Origin of the sequence: Clostridium sp. CM74B_53 (assembly GCF_036318045.1) — a bacterium.
Classification (GTDB): domain Bacteria; phylum Bacillota; class Clostridia; order Lachnospirales; family Lachnospiraceae; genus Pilosibacter.
In genome coordinates this window covers 35,121-51,551 of the sequence record NZ_JAWQDE010000012.1, presented here as the reverse complement: position 1 = coordinate 51,551, position 16,431 = coordinate 35,121, and the positions used below count along the sequence as shown (strand labels likewise).

Genomic DNA, 16,431 nt, shown 5'->3' with positions numbered 1-16,431 from the left:
TAGCTCCCCATGTTCTGATCCGCCTGCAGCCCTGGATATCCACGGCCCTGCAGACTCCTCACTCCTGTTCTTTTTTCCTGGTCATAAAGAGGATTCCCGCAGCCGAGATCCCCATCATCAGGAACCAGAAATTCCGGTGTGTTTCATCTCCCGTCTTTGGAGCATCCGGATCCGGTCTTCTTAATTTCTTCAAAACTGTAGCTGTCACGAAAGTTCTTTTTCGATCTTCTTTATAACAAATAAATAAGAAATTCCTGTAAATAAAGCTGCTGCGATCCATGCCGCCGGATCTGCGAAGCACGCCAGCGGATAACTCAGAAGCTGGATCGCCGCCATTGAGACCAGCAGTCTCGCGATCAGTTCCGACACACCGCCCATCATCGGGAGAAATCCGTAACCGCAGCCCTGCATAATGTTGCGGAAAATAAAGATCGTGCAGAGCGGCAGGAAAAAGACCGCCGTCATGTAGCAGTATGTTTTTGCCCACGGCATCATAGCCCCAAGGTCTACGTCTCCTGTAAAGAAGAGCCCGAGACACGGCTTTAAGAGTGCGCACATCAGTGCCGCTGCGGCAACGGAGTAGACAAATTCCGCGAGGAGCGCAGATCGCACGCCTGACTTGATCCGCTTCACATCTCCGCTTCCATAATTCTGACCACCGTAGGTCGCCATCGTCTGTCCCATGGCGATCATGCCCTGGATCACAAGACTCTGGAGCTTCGCCGCAGCCGTATAGGCCGCAACCGCCACGGAGCCGAAGAGGTTGATGGCGGACTGCATGATCATAGTCCCCGATGCAGTGATCGCGAACTGGAACGCCATCGGGATCCCGGCCGCAAGCTGGTTTCTCGTGTCATTTCCGTGGATCTTCCAGTGTTCCCTATCAGGCTTTAAGGATGGAACCTTAACCCAGATATATCCCACGCAGAGCACCGCCGAGATCGCCTGGGACAGATTTGTCGCCCAGGCAGCCCCCGCTACGCCCATACCGCCTCGGATGATAAAAAGCAGATCCAGTCCCACGTTCAGACAGGCGGAAAATATCAGGAAAAACAGCGGGACCTGACTGTTTCCGACCGCACGCAGGTACGAAGAAAACAGGTTATAGAAAATATTCGCCGTAAGTCCAATGCTGATCCCCATAATATAGGTATAGGCATCACGAAAAATATCTGCCGGTGTGTTCATCAGATGGAGCAGCGGATTCATAATGCACACGCAGAACACCGTCATGATGATCGCTGCGATCACAGACAGGAGAATTCCGTTTGCCACACTGCGTTTCACGCCTCTGGCATCATTGGCACCATATCTCTGCGCAGTCAGGATCGAGAATCCTGCCGTGATCCCCTGTGCAAATCCCGTTGTCAGGAACATGATCGTTCCGGTTGAGCCGACCGCCGCCAGCGCTCCCGCGCCGACATATCTGCCCACAATGATCGTGTCCGCCATATTGTAAAGCTGCTGGAAAACATTTCCGATGACCAGCGGGATCGTAAACCGCAGGATCACCGGCAATGGTCTTCCCTTTGTCATATCAAGCTGCATGGTTGTTGGTCCTTTCCTCTTAATCATAGTTACATTTCCGGTTTTATCTGATACTATTTCCGCCAGATCATGCCTACGCATACAGTGGGAAATTTCTGCAGGCGACAGTCGCCAAGTTCTCGCGTAAGCGCGGACTCTGGCTCGTTGTTCGCGTAAAAAGAATATGCCTGGCTCTGTGAAAGCCAGGCATGGAACCTGTATTTTCCGCCTCCGGTCGATTCACCGGCGGTGTTTTGCTCAGGTCACTATTCTGATTTCTTATCGTTCTTTTTTTCATGGTCACGCCCGATCATTCGCAGAATGAAATCAACGGTACCGTCAATTCCGTAGCTTGCGCTGTTGATACAGAGATCGTAGTTGTTCGCGTTTCCCCAGCTTCTTCCGGTATAGAAATTGTAATAATGCGCATGTTTTTTGTCAAGTTTTTTCAGGAAATGGCGCGCTTTTTTCCGGTCTAATTCGGAGTTTACCTCGATCGCGCGCTGGATTCTCTGTTCGATCGGTGCAGTGATATAGATACTGATATGCGGAATGCCGTTGTTCGTTAAGATCGCATCGGCACAGCGGCCCATGATAATAAAGTCTTCCTTTTTCGCCATATCACAGATCAGGTCGCTCTGGTTGAAGAAGACGGCATCCTGACGGTTCAGGCCGTGGTAACGGCTGAAATATTTGATATGATCCTTCAGGGACATATGGGTCACTGCCTCAAACTCGCTCGCCGGACTCTGCTGCAGTTCCTCAGAGACGTGGGCATATCCCGCCGCGTCACGGATCGTCTTATCCTTCTCCGCGTCGAGGCGTTTTAATACTGCCTCGAAAATATCGGCATCGTAATAGTTAATATGAAGCTTATCCGCAAGTTTGAAGCCGACATCGATTCCGCCGCTTCCGTATGTCCAGCTGATGCAGATAATCAGGTGGTCGTCGTTGGAGAAACGGTTCGCTACGTTGAAACTGTTTAACTTCGCGAGGATCGGGTCGATCACATCGCCGCTGGCGAAGCTTGTCGGAAGACTCATGACCTCATTGAGGATGCGGTTGTACTCGGTCATACACATCGCGCGTTCTTCTTTATCCTCGATGGTGCGGGCCATGTTCGCGATCAGCCCAAGCTCGCTGCGGACCAAATGTCCCTGCGGTCTTGTTGTGAGTAACTCTGTAAGTTCGTTGACGCAGCGCTCTCTGTCACGGTTGAATACACGTCCCAGGGAGGAACCAAGGTGGACATAGACCTCCGCGTCCAGATCGTAGATATGTTCTGCCAGTTCTTTGATTTCTTCTTTCGTTGCAGCCATATTTCCTCCCCCTTCCTATAAAAAGAATACCAGAGTATCCACAATGAATACCGGAACAAGAATTCCAAGGGACCAGATCAGATATCCGAAGAACGAAGGCATCCGGATACCGTTCTCATCCGCAATGGATTTGACCATAAAGTTCGGCGCGTTGCCGATATATGTATTCGCGCCCATAAATACGGCACCGCAGGAGATCGCTTCCAGCATCTTGACCGGAACGGTTCCGAGGGCCGTCACCATGCCCTGTGACAATCCTAATGCGCCTGCTGTTGTCAGGAATACCAGATAGGTCGGCGTATTGTCGAGGAAGCTGGATAACAGACCGGTCGCCCAGAACATCTCAAACGGTTCTGTGATCCCAAGCTCCGCTCCGTTTGCCTTTAAGATCATAAGCGCCGGCTGCATCGTAATAAAGATACCGACGAAGAGAACTGCGACCTCGTGGATCGCGCCCCAGGTAAAGTGGTTCTCTCGGCGGATCGATCCATCCGTCGTCTTAAAGGACAGGAATGCGGATACAAGGATGATCACGCACTCAATGATCGCCGGATAGGATAATGTAACTTCTCCGAACACATGAATCCCGAGGACATTTCCTGCGGCATCCTGAAACATCGGCATGGACGGTAGGGTACCGCTTAAGATAACGGCGATCACGATTATAATGATAAAGATCAGGTTGTGGCCGCCGCGGATCTTCACTTCAGTACCCGGTTTGCTGATATCCGGTTTTAAGCCTGCCGCAATATCTTTTCTGTATGCCTTCATATCAAAATGATAGAAGATGAACAGCAGGATGATCATATTGAAGATCAGGATCGGTAAAAGCTTTAAGCTCCAGAAAAACGGGACACCCCGCATGAATCCCATGAGCAGAGGCGGATCTCCGATCGGAGTCAGGCAGCCGCCCATATTGGACACCATAAAGATAAAGAAGATCACGATGTGGCGTCTTCTCTTTCTCCACGCGTTCATCTTGATGATCGGACGGATCATTAACATACTGGCTCCGGTGGTTCCGATCCAGCTGGATAACAGGGTTCCGAGTGCCAGAAGTCCCACATTGATCCTCGGGGAACCAGCGAGATCACCGGACAGGGTAATATTACCGGACACACAGAACAATCCGAAAAGAAGGACGATGAATGTCAGGTAGTCGTTTATGATACATTCCAGTGTCGTCTCCGCCGCCTTCGGCACACCGTACTTCACGGCGAACGGGATCAGGAACAGCAGGGACCAGAACACGACCGCGTGCGGCTGGTGCGCCTCCCACCACTCTGCTTTCACAAGCGGAAGGACCGCAATGCAGAGCAGGAGTCCTGCAAATGGAATACAAAGCCATAACGGCGTCTGTGCTGCCGCCCCGGCAGCCTCTGGTTCTGCCGCAAGCGCTGTAACTGCAGTCTGGTTTAAGACCGCCAGAAGTCCTGCGCAGAATGCAAATAATTTCTTCATGGGTAAACCTCCATGTAATCAGCTTTTATGAGCCATTACTCTTTTTTTCGCTCAACACGGCTACTGATTATAACAACTTTCCCGCACAAATACAAGTACGATTCTTCCAAATAATTGCCAAATTTCCGCTTAGAAAATCAGCATTTTTGCTAAAATGGAATATATTTCGTATTGTGAAATTTCAGACAATGGGATTTTATCTCATTTATTTTACAACGTTAAAGCATTGGCCTGGCAGACCGCCGCATTCCGTTATTCTGCGCCATGTACTGCTTTTTTCGCGGGTTTTCACGCCCTGCAAGAATGCCGTAAATGGTATTCTAAAAAAAGCAGCACGATTCTTTGATGGATGATCAGGTACCGAAGCTGCTTTTGTTTTATTAAATATATGTGTTTTATATATTTTTACTACACTAAGAAAAATTCCGTAATGAATACCATCGCGCAGCAGATCACCGCAACGGACAGGAGACTTCTTCCGCACCACGCCGCGATGATTCCGATGACCAGCGCCAGCGCCGCCGACACCGTACTGTTTGTGGCGGAGAGGATCGCCGGGAACGTCATAACAGCTAACGTCACATATGGGACGTAATATAAGAATGACTGGATAAACTGATTTTTGATCGGTTTCCGGATCAATGTGAGCGGCAGGACACGGATCAGATATGAAACGCCCGCCATCACCGCAATATAGAGATAAATATTCTTTTCCATGTTTTTTATGTATTTCCTCTTAATTTAACGATACAGTTTTCGTAAATACTTCTTTTTCTTACAAATAGAACTGCTTTCTACTATATATACAGTTAAGCTCCCTGTTTTGCTGCACCTGCAGAAGAATTATTTTTTCCTTCCTGGTTTTCTTCTTGAACCTCGATCTCACTGTCCTCTGCCGGATGCGGGAAGAGAATTGCTGCCGCAGATGAGAGCACAACAGTCAGAATGATCGTTCTCGTGCCGCTGGAGATCGATGAGATCCCCGGCAGATGCTCCGCAAGGTAGCTTGCCGCGAAGCTGATGGCGATGAGACCTGCAAGGATGCGGCTCTTTCTCGCCGGTGGAATGATGATCGCAAGGAACATTCCGTAGAGTGCCACGCTGAAGGCGCTCACAAGACGCCACGGCATCAGATTACCTGCCAGCGCACCGAGGGCTGTTCCGACAGCCCAGCCGGGAAGCGCTAATGCGATTGCCCCGTACATATACCAGGGATTTAAGCAGCCCGGTCTTGCGATCGTAATTCCAAACAGCTCATCGGTAATATCAAACGCCATCAGCAGTCTGTGGAAAAACGGCATCTCCGGATCCATTCTCTGGCTCATGGCACAGCTCATCAGTAAATATCTCGCGTTCGCGATCAGTGTCACGATCGCCATCTCAATATACGCTGCCCCCGCGGCGATCATCGTAAAGCCCGCGTATTCCCCTGCGGACGCGTTGCAGAGTGCGCTTGTGATCATTCCCTGAATCGGTGTCATCCCGACATTCCGCGCCACGATTCCCAGTGAAAAAGATACCGCAAAATACCCGAGCGCGATCGGCACCCCGTCCCGGGCTCCATCCCGGAATGCCCGCCGGTTTCCAACACTGGCGATTGAAAACTTGTTGTTCCCCATAATAATCCTCCCTCAAACAGAAACAGCAGACATCCTGTCCTGTTTATGCGCTGCCATTCCGCGTAAATTAGCGGCACCCAGGAATTTTCATCCAGAGCTGCCGCTTTCCATTATTCTGACATCATTGTCTATACGGGCATGAAAGAAGCCCAAACAGTAACTGATTTTGCCGATGCTTCGCATTCCAAATCGGCAAAATCCACTGCCACCACTGTATTGTACGGAATTTTCAGGTCAGAAAATTCCTACCTGTGTGCAATGACCAAACATGTACAGTATACTCTTCTTCTTTACATTCGTAAAGTCACTGTTTATAATAATTACAGAAGTTTTGCAGTTGGTTACTGTTCACGCCTTGCGCAAACAGTAACTGATTTTGCCGATGCTTCGCATTCCAAATCGGCAAAATCCACTACCACCACTGTATTGTACGGAATTTTCAGTTCAGAAAATTCCTACCCGTGTACAGTAACACGGTTGTTCCCATCCCACAGGATAGGCAGTGACTTTGATAGGATTTGTCAGCTTCGCTGACCAGAATCACGCACCAAGTCTCTCGGATGTTCGACTTGAATTGCAGGGCGGCACTTTGTATACATTTTTTCTGTCTTCTGCCGCATGCACAATATTTATATAAGGAAGGAAATCGATCCATGTCATTCATAAAAAAAGAACCAGTCCTTTCCGCGGCAGCGGTTCTGGCGGTCCTCTCCATGTTTTTTGTCGCTCCGTCACCGGAATATCTGTCTTACATTGACTTCCGCACTCTGGCACTCCTCTTCTCCCTGATGACAGTGGTCGCCGGGCTGAAGGAGATCGGTCTGTTCCGTTATCTCGGATCATCCCTGCTCGCCGGAATGCATTCCACTCGCCAGCTTGCCTTCACCCTGACAGCACTCTGCTTTTTCTCCAGCATGCTGATCACGAACGACGTGTCCCTGATCACATTTGTCCCGTTTTCCATCCTGATCCTCAATATGGCTGGACTTCCGGAACTCATGATCCCCGTGATCGTCCTTCAGACCATCGCCGCGAACCTCGGCAGCATGGCAACACCCATCGGGAATCCACAGAACCTGTATCTCTACTCTTCCTTTGGCCTCTCTGCCGGTGAGCTTGTGGGATACATGCTGCCGTTAACGGTACTCTCAGCCCTGCTGCTTGTAGCTGCCGTTTTTCTGCTGAAAAATAAAGCCATCACCCTCAGCCGGGCCTCCCTTCACCAGGACGGCTGTCCCACGAAGACTTCTCTGATCTTCTATCTGGCGCTTTTTCTCGTCTGTCTGGGCTGCGTCGTTCGGATCTATTCCTGGCCGGTCATGTTTTTCATCATCTTGGCCGCTGTTCTCATAAAGGACCGCTCGTTGTTTATCCGGGTCGACTACTTTCTGCTCCTGACATTCGTCTGCTTCTTTATCTTTATCGGCAATATGGAACGGATCCCTGCGATCTCCGGACTCCTCACGAAGCTGATCTCCGGTCATGAATTTCCGGCAGGTGTTCTCTTAAGCCAGTGCATCAGCAATGTCCCCGCGGCAATCCTACTCTCCGGCTTTACCGGTGCAGTGCGTCCTCTGCTTTTTGGTGTGAATGTCGGCGGTCTTGGGACCCTGATCGCATCCATGGCAAGCGTGATCTCCTACCGGGCCTACGCTGAGATTCCGGAATCAAAGTCCGGAACGTACATGATGGTATTCACCCTTTACAATCTCATATTTCTCATAATTATGTGCGCGGCGGGGTGGATGCTGCTCTCTCTGTAAATCAAGTGTGCGGATGGTTAAATCATTACGTCTGTAACAAAATTTCATATTGTGATATAGAATGCAATACTTTTTCGCTTTGTGATATTGTCCAGGATTTTTCGATTCTGGACAATATTTTTTTGCAAATTTTACGTTAAAACCAGTTTCAAGGGCTTGACATTCTGTGTAAAATTCCATATAATGAAATCAGTTCCACAATATGGTATATTGAGAGAGTAAATAGGGGAGGAGATATTCTATGGCAGACTTGATCTACGAAGTACACAACCACCTTGCACGCATCACACTGAATCGTCCGAAGCAGCTCAACTGTTTCAGCGAGGAGATGATCCGTCTCTGGACAGAAGCGTTGGAAGATGTCCGTGACAACGATGATGTATATGCACTTCTGCTTTCCGGAAACGGAAAAGCGTTCTGCGCAGGCGGTGACGTCAAGGCAATGGCAGCCGGTGACGGATTCTTCGAAAGTCATGAAGATATCTCCTCCACAGCCCTCGCAAGAAAGAATTCACTCTGGAAGGGAATCCAAAGAATTCCGCTTCTTTTAGAAGAAATCGATAAACCGGTGGTTGCCAAGATCCATGGTGCCGCAGTCGGTGCCGGTCTTGACATGGCTCTCATGTGCGATGTGCGGATCGCCGGGGAGAGTGCTTCCATGTCGGAAAGCTATTTTAATGCCGGAATTGTACCTGGTGACGGCGGAGCATATTTCCTGCCCCGTCTCGTCGGCCGGGACAAAGCTTTAGACCTGTTCTGGACAGCCCGCACATTAAAGGGAAAAGAAGCCGCAGATATGGGTCTCGTTACCCACTGCGTCCCGGATGCAGAGCTTGACGCATTTGTGGAGCAGTATATGGAGAAGCTTCTGGCCGCGCCGCAGCAGGCTATGCGCCTCACAAAACGCGCAGTCGTACAGGGTGAGCAGAGTTCTCTGCGCGCCTCCTTAGATCTTATCTCCTCTTTCATGGGAATCGTCACCGAACTCGACGACTACCGTCAGAGAACCAGCGCCCTCGTTGCAAAAATGCAGCGGAAAGCACAGTAAAAACGCCCTCAACAATCCTTATTTTATATAGAAACCCATCACACAGAAAAAAGCTGTCCATTGCGGGCAGCTTTTTTCTATAATAAGGGGTATATGAAAATGTATAATGGGAGGGCTGTTTTGAATCTTACATGTCTTTGACGGATCCGTCAAAATACCGTTTTGCAGCATTGCTTCCGCGCTCATGAAGCGGATAGAGCTCTGACGCATTTTCCGCGAGTTCCACACCGATTCCAGGTCCGGACGGAATTTCCATGTAACCGTCCCTGAATTTTAACGGTTCTTTCACCATCGCGTCTTCCTGTCCGTTTAGGCAGAATCCCGGAAGTTCCTGGATCCCAAGGTTTGGGATGCTCGCGCAGATCTGCAGGCAGGCTGCCGTGGATACCGGTCCTAACGGATTGTGCGGGATCACGAGAACATCGTGTGCCTCCGCGATCGCAGCTACCTTCTTCGCGGTAGTGATTCCACCGATGGCACATACATCCGGGCGGACATACTGGGCAGCATGGCGGCTCATCAGGACTTCAAACTCCCTGAGGCTTGTGAAACGCTCACCGGTAGCAATCGGTACGCCGATTTTCGAAGCAACCTCTGCCATGGTATCGTAATTGTCCGGTGTCACCGGATCTTCCAGAACCATCGGGCGGTATGGCTCGACTGCGCGTCCGAACGCAACTGCCTCCGGAAGTGTCATTCCGCGGTGTGCCTCTAATATGAAATCGAAATCATATCCCACGGCTTCTCTGCAGATCTTCACTTTTTCAAGTTCCATCTCGATACGACCGGAGAAATATTCGTCATGGCCTTCTTTTAAGGACTTGTCATTTCCGTTGACAAAAATCTTCGCTGCTGTAAATCCCTGTTTCTTCAGGTCAATATAGCGCTTCGCCAACTGTTCCGGATCCTTATCCCGCACCATCGGAGATGCGTAAACACGGACCTTATCTCTCGTGAGACCGCCAAGCAGCTCGTAAACCGGTACGCCGAGAGCTTTTCCCTTGATATCCCAGAGTGCAATGTCGATCGCTGAGATCGCACTCATCACGACAGATCCCCGGAAATAAACAGACCGGTAAAAATTCTGATTGAAATCTTCGATCCGGAATGGATCTTTTCCTATTAAATATTCTTTGAACTTTTCGATCGCCGCAGCTGTCGCCATCAGGTAACCCCAGTTGCCCGCCTCACCGAGCCCGACGATCCCTTCATCCGTGTAAACCTGGACGAAAAGATAATGCTTCGCAAAAATCAGTTTCACATCTGTGATCTTCATTGTTTTTCCTCCTGACAGACTTAGAACGCCGGATATACCGTCATTGTGTAGAAAATGTTCACGACTGCGAGCAAAATACAGATCAGCCAGCCGCTCTTAAAGAGTGCCTTCAGGTCATATCCGCCTTCTCCCATGCACATGGCAACAGCCGGAGTCGCCATCGGAGTCATGAAAGCAGTCTGACAAGCGGATGCCACGCACATGACGAGTCCCATCGGCGCAGCCCCCAGGGACTGGCAGGTCAGAAGACAGATCGGGATAAATACTGCCTGGACAGAACGGTTTAACATAAACTGGGTCATCAGGAACGGAATTACAAAGAACAGTGCTCCGAGAAGGTAATTGTTGTGGGTTCCTCCGACTGCTGCAGCAAGCCATCCCCCGATCGCCTCGCCTGCTCCGGTGTTCACAAGACCATTTCCCAGGGCGAGCGCTCCTGCGTAGAGGATCAGCATTTCCCACGGGATCTCTGACAGTGCTTTTTTCTGATCTACAACTCCGAACATTGCCATGAGGATGCTTCCCGCGAGTGCGATCCACCAGGACGCAATGTGAAGCTGTGTGGAGAAGATCAGACCGAGCATGGTGACGATGAAGATCACGATTCCGATCCTGTCAACGGTCGGCGATAATTTGCTGGAGATATCTTTCTGCTCCTCGATCTCGGCCAGATCGGAGACCGCCTGCTGCGGACACATCTTCGGTCCGATCGTCATCGCCCAGATCAGGCAGAGGATGATCACCGGGAATCTCGCGAAGAAAAAGCTGATCGGGGTAAATTCCAGCCCGGTGAACTGATATGTCTCGAGATATCCGTTAAACTCTCCCGCTTTCTGGATCGAAGTCGGAAGCGGAAGTGCAAAACAGCAGGCAACCACGATCACCATCAGCGGGAAAATGTATTTTGAACGGCTGTATCCCGTCCTGTCACATAATGCGCAGAGGAGCGGACCAATGATCGCGTAGACCACCATCGGGCTGTTCATAAAGTTTGTCAGGAGCACTCCCAGCAGGAGATATCCGAAATATACCTTCATAAAAGAACCATTTGTCAGCTTCAGGAGCCAGTCACACATCAGTTTTACAAGAGATGTGCGGCGGAATCCCGACGCCACCATGAAACAGGCGCCCATCAGGATCGTGTTGACATTTGCGAATCCCCCAAGTGCTCCGTTCGCATCCACACACCCGGTAATGTAAAGTGCGCTGAGTGATAAAAGTGCCGTGACCCACATCGGGATCTTGTTGATGATATAGCTCAAAAGTGTCAGAGCAAAAATGACCATACAGATGACCAGTTTGTTATCCATCTTGTACTCCCCCGTATTATCTGAACCTGCAGCGATCTATGGAAGCATCTCTTTGATCTGCTGCTTTCTTCCAGTTATTTGATGAAACTTACCTGCGGATAGATTTCCTCTAACGCCTTGTCTTTTTTCTCATTAAATGTAACCTTATTTTCCTCGAAGAGATTTCTTCCGTCCGGATCGATCGAAACGATGAGCGGTCCCAGTTCGTTTACCTCACAGTGCCACAGCGTTTCCGGCATTCCGAGGTCTCTCCACTGTGCTTCCACGATCCTCTCTACATGAGTCGCAGCCACAACCGCGCATCCGGCCGGGAATACACAGTGGATCGCTTTGAAATTCTTACATGCACATTCCGTATTCGGTCCCATTCCGCCTTTTCCGATGATCACGCGGACCCCGGTCTGTTCCACAAACTCTTTTTCAAACTTTTCCATTCTCATACTTGTCGTCGGTCCGATGGAAACCATCTCAAACTGGTCATTTTCAAGCGGCCGGATGATCGGTCCGGCATGGAAGATCGCTGCATCCTTTACATCGACCGGAAGTTCCCTGTGCTCTTCCACGAGACGGCGGTGTGCCACATCACGACAGGTCGTCATGCTTCCGTTTAAATATACGATATCACCGACATGGATTCCTTCCAGATCCTCAGCGCTGATCGGTGTTGTCAGAATTTTTTTTCCGTTCTTTACCTCAACCATTATAAAGTCACCTCCGAATGTGTTGTGATCGTGTAATTTAAGTCTTTATCAAAGATAATGTGTCCGCGGCGGTGGGACCAGCATCCAACATTTACTGCTACACCGATGGCAGATGGATGTCTTGCGGTATTCTCGATATTAACACCCATAACAGATGCTTTTCCGCCCATTCCCTGCGGTCCGAGACCGATATCATTGATACCTTTTTCAAGAAGTGCTTCCATCTTTGCAGCGCGCTCATTCTCATTGTGGCTTCCGATCGGACGCATCAGTGCTTTCTTGGAAAGAAGTGCTGCGGTCTCGACAGATGTTGCGACGCCGACGCCAACAAGAAGCGGAGGACATGCGTTTAAGCCATAGCTTGTCATAACGTCAAGGACGAATTTCGCGACGCCCTCATATCCGGCACCTGGCATTAAAACCATCGCCTTTCCAGGAAGTGTGCATCCGCCGCCTGCCATGTAGACATAGATCTCACACTGGTCGCTGTTCGGGACGATATCCCAGAATACGGTCGGTGTTCCTTTTCCGACGTTCTTTCCGGTGTTGTACTCATCAAAAGTCTCGACACTGTTGTGGCGGAGCGGGGCATCCACAGTCGCACGGACAACCGCTTCCTTTAAAAGAACTTCCAGATCATCGATCAGCGGGAACTTTGTTCCGCATTTTACCCAGAACTGGATCACACCGGTATCCTGGCAGCTCGGTCTGTTTAACTCAGAGGCTAATCTCTGGTTTAAGTTCATTGTCTCATAGATGGACTTTGCAAGCGGGTTTGTCTCCGCCTCTGCTAATTCTGAAATTTTTGCCTTTACATCGTCCGGGAGATGCTTTCCGATATAGTCCGTAAAATGGGCGATATATGTGGTAAGTTTCTCCACCTGCTCCTCTCTGTTCATCATATAACCTCCTTAAAATTTTTGACTGTCCGTGCTTTAATTTTGACTTCCGGCAGCCATTTGCTTTTCGTCTGCATGTTGATTTCTTGTATTTGATATTTTATTTTTTATCATGTATACAATTTATGCATTTAAAATAAAACAGTATGATGAAAAAGTCAATACCAATTTTACTTTTTCATCATACTGTCTAATTTGTAGCTTATGTTTTTGTGCATTATAGATAAATTGTATTTATTCTCTGTACCGTGTCAGCATATCCTCTAGGCTTCTCCTGATATGTTTCTCCATCTGCGCTCTCGCGGTCTCCGCGTCCTTCGCCGCAATCGCCTCATAAATTTCCTTATGTTCCGCAAACGATTTCTTCGCGTACTCCCTCTCCGTCGTCTGGACTCCCATGGAAAGTCCATTCCAGAGTTCTGAGAGCATTGTCACAAGCTTCTCATTCCCCGACGCATTCCAGATCTCGTAATGGAACGACTGGTTCATATCCGAATATCTGCTGCTGTCTCCGGAAGCGATCATCTCCTCCGATACCTTCAGACAGTTTTGCAGGGCAGAGAGATCTGCCCCGTTTTCCACGCAGAGCACACAGGCGTACCCTTCAAGCACTGCCCGGATCTGATAGTGATCCCGCAGCGTCTTTTCCGTAACCCCTAAAACGATGGCTCCTTTATTCTGTTTCAGTTCCAAAAGCCCATCCCTTGCGAGGATCTGAAATGCCTCCCGCACTGGAGTGATCGACACCCCAAGCTCCTGAGCCGTCGCCTCGAGCGCCAGCGTCTCGCCTTCCTTAATCTGTCTCGATATGATCGCCTTTCTGAGCGCCGAAGCAACCCGCTCCCTCGCAGGCATCAGTTTTACCGGTTTTAATCCAAGCATATGATTCCATCCATTTCAAATATTATGGCATAAGTATACTTCCGAAATCCGGACAGCGCAAGTAGCTTCCCGCTAATTTCCAGCACTTAGGCAGTGGCATATTTCCCATTTACTGTCTCACAGGCCCATTTAAGTTTTTCCGGAAGTATCGCTCCCTGACACACAAGTTTCAGACGGATAAAACCTTCGGAATCCCCATCAGACCACGACAATACTAAAACGATTCACATAACCTATAACCACAAACTCTTTATTGTCACATTTCAAAAACCGATATATAATGGATATAGCGCCAAAGCACGCACAATTTTCTTATTATCATTTTCGCAGGAGGATTTACCCATGAGCGACAAGACCGTTGTATTAAACGCAAAAAAAATGAACTTTGACGGAAATCTCGACTTTTCTGTTCTCTCTTCCGACGTGACCGTCTACGATGATACCACACCGGAACAGCTCTTAGAGCGCATTGAGGGAGCTGATATTATCGTCACAAAGGAGATGCCGGTAAACGGTGACCTGATCCGCAAATTTCCAGCTTCCGTAAAGCTGATCTGTGAGGCCGGTACCGGATACAACAATCTGGATCTTGATGCCGCAAGGGAGAAGGGGATCACCGTCTGCAATATCCCGGCATACAGCTCCGAGCGCGTAGCCCACACGGCGGTCATGATGATCTTAAATTTAAGCTCCACCATGCAGGTCCAGATGAAAATGCTGGCAAACGGAAACCATGATAACTTTACGAAAAATCTCCAGGTTCCGCACGTTGAGGTAAACGGAAAGACTTTAGGAATCATCGGTGCCGGACATATCGGAAAGACTGTAATGAAGATTGCAAAAGCTCTTGATATGAATATTCTCGTGTATACAAGAACACCGAGAGCCGACGAGGACGGTGTCCGCTATGTGGATCTTGAGACAGTCTTAAAGAACAGTGACTATGTTTCCCTGCACTGCCCGTTAACTCCACAGACAAAGCATATGATCAATAAAGAGACTCTTGCGCTGATGAAGCCGACCGCCTTCCTGATCAACACCTCCCGCGGTGCTCTCATCGATGAGCCGGCTCTGATCGAAGCGCTTGAAAAGCACCAGATCGCAGGCGCAGGCCTCGACGTTCAGGAAACTGAGCCGCCGAAAGCCGACAACCCGCTCTACACCCTTGACAACGTGATCCTCACCCCGCATATGGGCTGGAAGGGACTTGAGACAAGACAGCGCCTCGTTTCCATCCTTGCCGGAAATGTAAAGGGATTCCTTGAAGGGAAACCGGTGAATGTAGTTTCATAACTCAAATATAAGGAACTTTTCATCTTTTTAGATGATATAGTTCCTTTTTTTGTTACTGTTTGCGCAAAGCGTGAATCGTAACCTTTTTTTAACTACTGTACAGAAAGAATCCTTGAAATATTCTCGCAATTCATGTATTATGGAGTTATGATTTGAAAAGAGGAGGAATTCCAATGATTTGTATCAAGAACGGAACACTTCACACAGCGGTATCAAAGGAAACTTTTATCGCTGACATCCTGATCGACGGCGGAAAGATCGTGAAGATCGGAAAGAGTCTCTCTGCTGACGGCGCTGAGGTTATCGACGCTACCGGACTTCAGGTTTATCCGGGATTTGTTGAGGCTCACTGCCATATCGGTCTTGACGGCTACGGAATTGGCTACGAGGGACATGACTACAATGAACTGAATGACCCGGTAACTCCACAGGTACAGGCGATCGACGGAATCAACCCGTTTGACCCGTGTATGAAGATGGCCGCGAAAGCCGGTGTTACCTGCTTCGCAACCGGTCCAGGCAGCTCCAACTCCATTGGCGGAACCTTCGCTGCTATCAAACCGGTTGGAACCCGTGTTGACAATATGATCGTAAAATTCCCAATCGCTATGAAATGCGCTTTCGGTGAAAACCCGAAACGCTGCTACCAGAAACAGGGAATCTCCAGCCGTATGACAAATGCCGCAAAGATCCGCGAGGCTTTAAATAAAGCGAAGGTTTACAAGGCAAAGATCGAGGCGGCCGGTGATGACGCCTCCAAGCTTCCGGCTTACGACCAGAAGTCCGAAGCTCTGATCCCGGTATTAAACCATGAGATCCCGTTAAAAGCCCATGCCCATCAGGCAAACGATATCTTCACTGCGATCCGTATCGCGAAAGAATTCGGTGTCGGCCTGACTCTGGAGCATGTGACAGAGGGCCATATGATCGTGGATGAACTCGCGAAGGAAAATCTCCCGCTCGCGGTAGGTCCGACCTTCGGACATGCCTCCAAATTTGAGCTCCAGAATAAGACCTGGGAGACACCTGGCATTCTCGCGAAAGCCGGATGTCATGTTTCCATCATCACAGATGCGCCGGTAACTCCGCTCCACTACCTGCCGCTCTGCGCAGGGCTCGCTATCAAAGCCGGTATGGACGAATATGACGCACTCCGCGCCGTAACCATCAACCCGGCCGAGCATATCGGCATCGCTGACCGCGTCGGTTCTCTGGAAGAAGGAAAAGACGCCGATGTTGTCATTGTTGACGGCTGTCCGTTTGATGTGACAGGTGTGATCCAGCACGTTTTGATCAATGGTAAAGAAGTTTAATGAGACTGCCTTTCATCGAT

Annotated in this window: 15 protein-coding genes; 4 read left to right on the top strand and 11 right to left on the bottom strand. The window is 49.4% G+C overall.

Annotated features, from left to right (window positions below; all coding sequences use genetic code 11):
• Positions 1–58 precede the first annotated feature (58 nt).
• From V2546_RS11060 to V2546_RS11035, 6 genes are all read right to left on the bottom strand, one after another.
• On the bottom strand, positions 59–208 hold the full coding sequence (locus V2546_RS11060; protein ID WP_118532355.1) for an LPXTG cell wall anchor domain-containing protein: 150 nt from the start codon (positions 206–208) through the stop codon (positions 59–61).
• Positions 205–1,575 (bottom strand): MATE family efflux transporter, encoded by a 1,371-nt coding sequence (locus V2546_RS11055; protein ID WP_346011293.1) that lies wholly within the window; start codon positions 1,573–1,575, stop codon positions 205–207. Before V2546_RS11055 ends, V2546_RS11060 begins: the two co-directional genes overlap by 4 nt.
• Before the next feature lie 218 nt (positions 1,576–1,793).
• Positions 1,794–2,846 (bottom strand): cytidylate kinase-like family protein, encoded by a 1,053-nt coding sequence (locus tag V2546_RS11050; protein ID WP_118532359.1) that lies wholly within the window; start codon positions 2,844–2,846, stop codon positions 1,794–1,796.
• Positions 2,847–2,861: 15 nt separating this feature from the next.
• Complete coding sequence (locus V2546_RS11045; RefSeq protein WP_329752339.1) at positions 2,862–4,307, bottom strand: sodium:proton antiporter; 1,446 nt, start codon at positions 4,305–4,307, stop codon at positions 2,862–2,864.
• Positions 4,308–4,715: 408 nt separating this feature from the next.
• The gene (locus V2546_RS11040; RefSeq protein ID WP_015552658.1) at positions 4,716–5,024 is read right to left on the bottom strand and encodes an AzlD domain-containing protein; all 309 of its coding nucleotides are present in this window, start codon (positions 5,022–5,024) and stop codon (positions 4,716–4,718) included.
• Between the two features lie 92 nt (positions 5,025–5,116).
• Complete coding sequence (locus tag V2546_RS11035) at positions 5,117–5,926, bottom strand: AzlC family ABC transporter permease (RefSeq protein ID WP_329752338.1); 810 nt, start codon at positions 5,924–5,926, stop codon at positions 5,117–5,119.
• Between the two features lie 653 nt (positions 5,927–6,579).
• On the opposite strand from V2546_RS11035, the gene V2546_RS11030 reads away from it, so the two are divergent.
• Both V2546_RS11030 and V2546_RS11025 read left to right on the top strand, forming a co-directional pair.
• Positions 6,580–7,689 carry an SLC13 family permease gene (locus V2546_RS11030; protein ID WP_329752337.1) on the top strand — a complete coding sequence of 370 codons (1,110 nt, stop codon included), beginning with the start codon at positions 6,580–6,582 and terminating at the stop codon, positions 7,687–7,689.
• A 241-nt stretch (positions 7,690–7,930) separates the two neighbouring features.
• The gene (locus V2546_RS11025) at positions 7,931–8,737 is read left to right on the top strand and encodes an enoyl-CoA hydratase/isomerase family protein (RefSeq protein WP_021905215.1); all 807 of its coding nucleotides are present in this window, start codon (positions 7,931–7,933) and stop codon (positions 8,735–8,737) included.
• Between the two features lie 127 nt (positions 8,738–8,864).
• On the opposite strand, the gene V2546_RS11020 is transcribed toward V2546_RS11025, so the two are convergent.
• From V2546_RS11020 to V2546_RS11000, 5 genes are all read right to left on the bottom strand, one after another.
• Positions 8,865–10,013, bottom strand: coding sequence for a mandelate racemase/muconate lactonizing enzyme family protein (locus V2546_RS11020; protein WP_329752336.1), 1,149 nt, complete (start codon positions 10,011–10,013; stop codon positions 8,865–8,867).
• Between the two features lie 20 nt (positions 10,014–10,033).
• Positions 10,034–11,323: an SLC13 family permease gene (locus V2546_RS11015; RefSeq protein ID WP_118532377.1), complete on the bottom strand. Its 1,290-nt coding sequence runs from the start codon at positions 11,321–11,323 to the stop codon at positions 10,034–10,036.
• A 74-nt stretch (positions 11,324–11,397) separates the two neighbouring features.
• The gene (gene ttdB / locus V2546_RS11010; protein WP_118532379.1) at positions 11,398–12,024 is read right to left on the bottom strand and encodes a L(+)-tartrate dehydratase subunit beta; all 627 of its coding nucleotides are present in this window, start codon (positions 12,022–12,024) and stop codon (positions 11,398–11,400) included.
• On the bottom strand, positions 12,024–12,926 hold the full coding sequence (ttdA, locus tag V2546_RS11005; protein WP_345941794.1) for a L(+)-tartrate dehydratase subunit alpha: 903 nt from the start codon (positions 12,924–12,926) through the stop codon (positions 12,024–12,026). Before ttdA ends, ttdB begins: the two co-directional genes overlap by 1 nt.
• 231 nt (positions 12,927–13,157) lie before the next feature.
• Positions 13,158–13,805 carry a GntR family transcriptional regulator gene (locus tag V2546_RS11000; protein ID WP_118532381.1) on the bottom strand — a complete coding sequence of 216 codons (648 nt, stop codon included), beginning with the start codon at positions 13,803–13,805 and terminating at the stop codon, positions 13,158–13,160.
• A 342-nt stretch (positions 13,806–14,147) separates the two neighbouring features.
• Here V2546_RS11000 and V2546_RS10995 point away from each other — a divergent pair, with 342 nt between their 5' ends.
• Positions 14,148–15,098, top strand: a complete 951-nt coding sequence (locus V2546_RS10995) for an NAD(P)-dependent oxidoreductase (RefSeq protein ID WP_329752335.1) — start codon at positions 14,148–14,150, stop codon at positions 15,096–15,098.
• 173 nt (positions 15,099–15,271) lie between these two features.
• Entirely contained in the window at positions 15,272–16,411 is a 1,140-nt protein-coding gene (locus V2546_RS10990) for an amidohydrolase (RefSeq protein WP_329752334.1), read from the top strand.
• Positions 16,412–16,431: the final 20 nt, after the last annotated feature.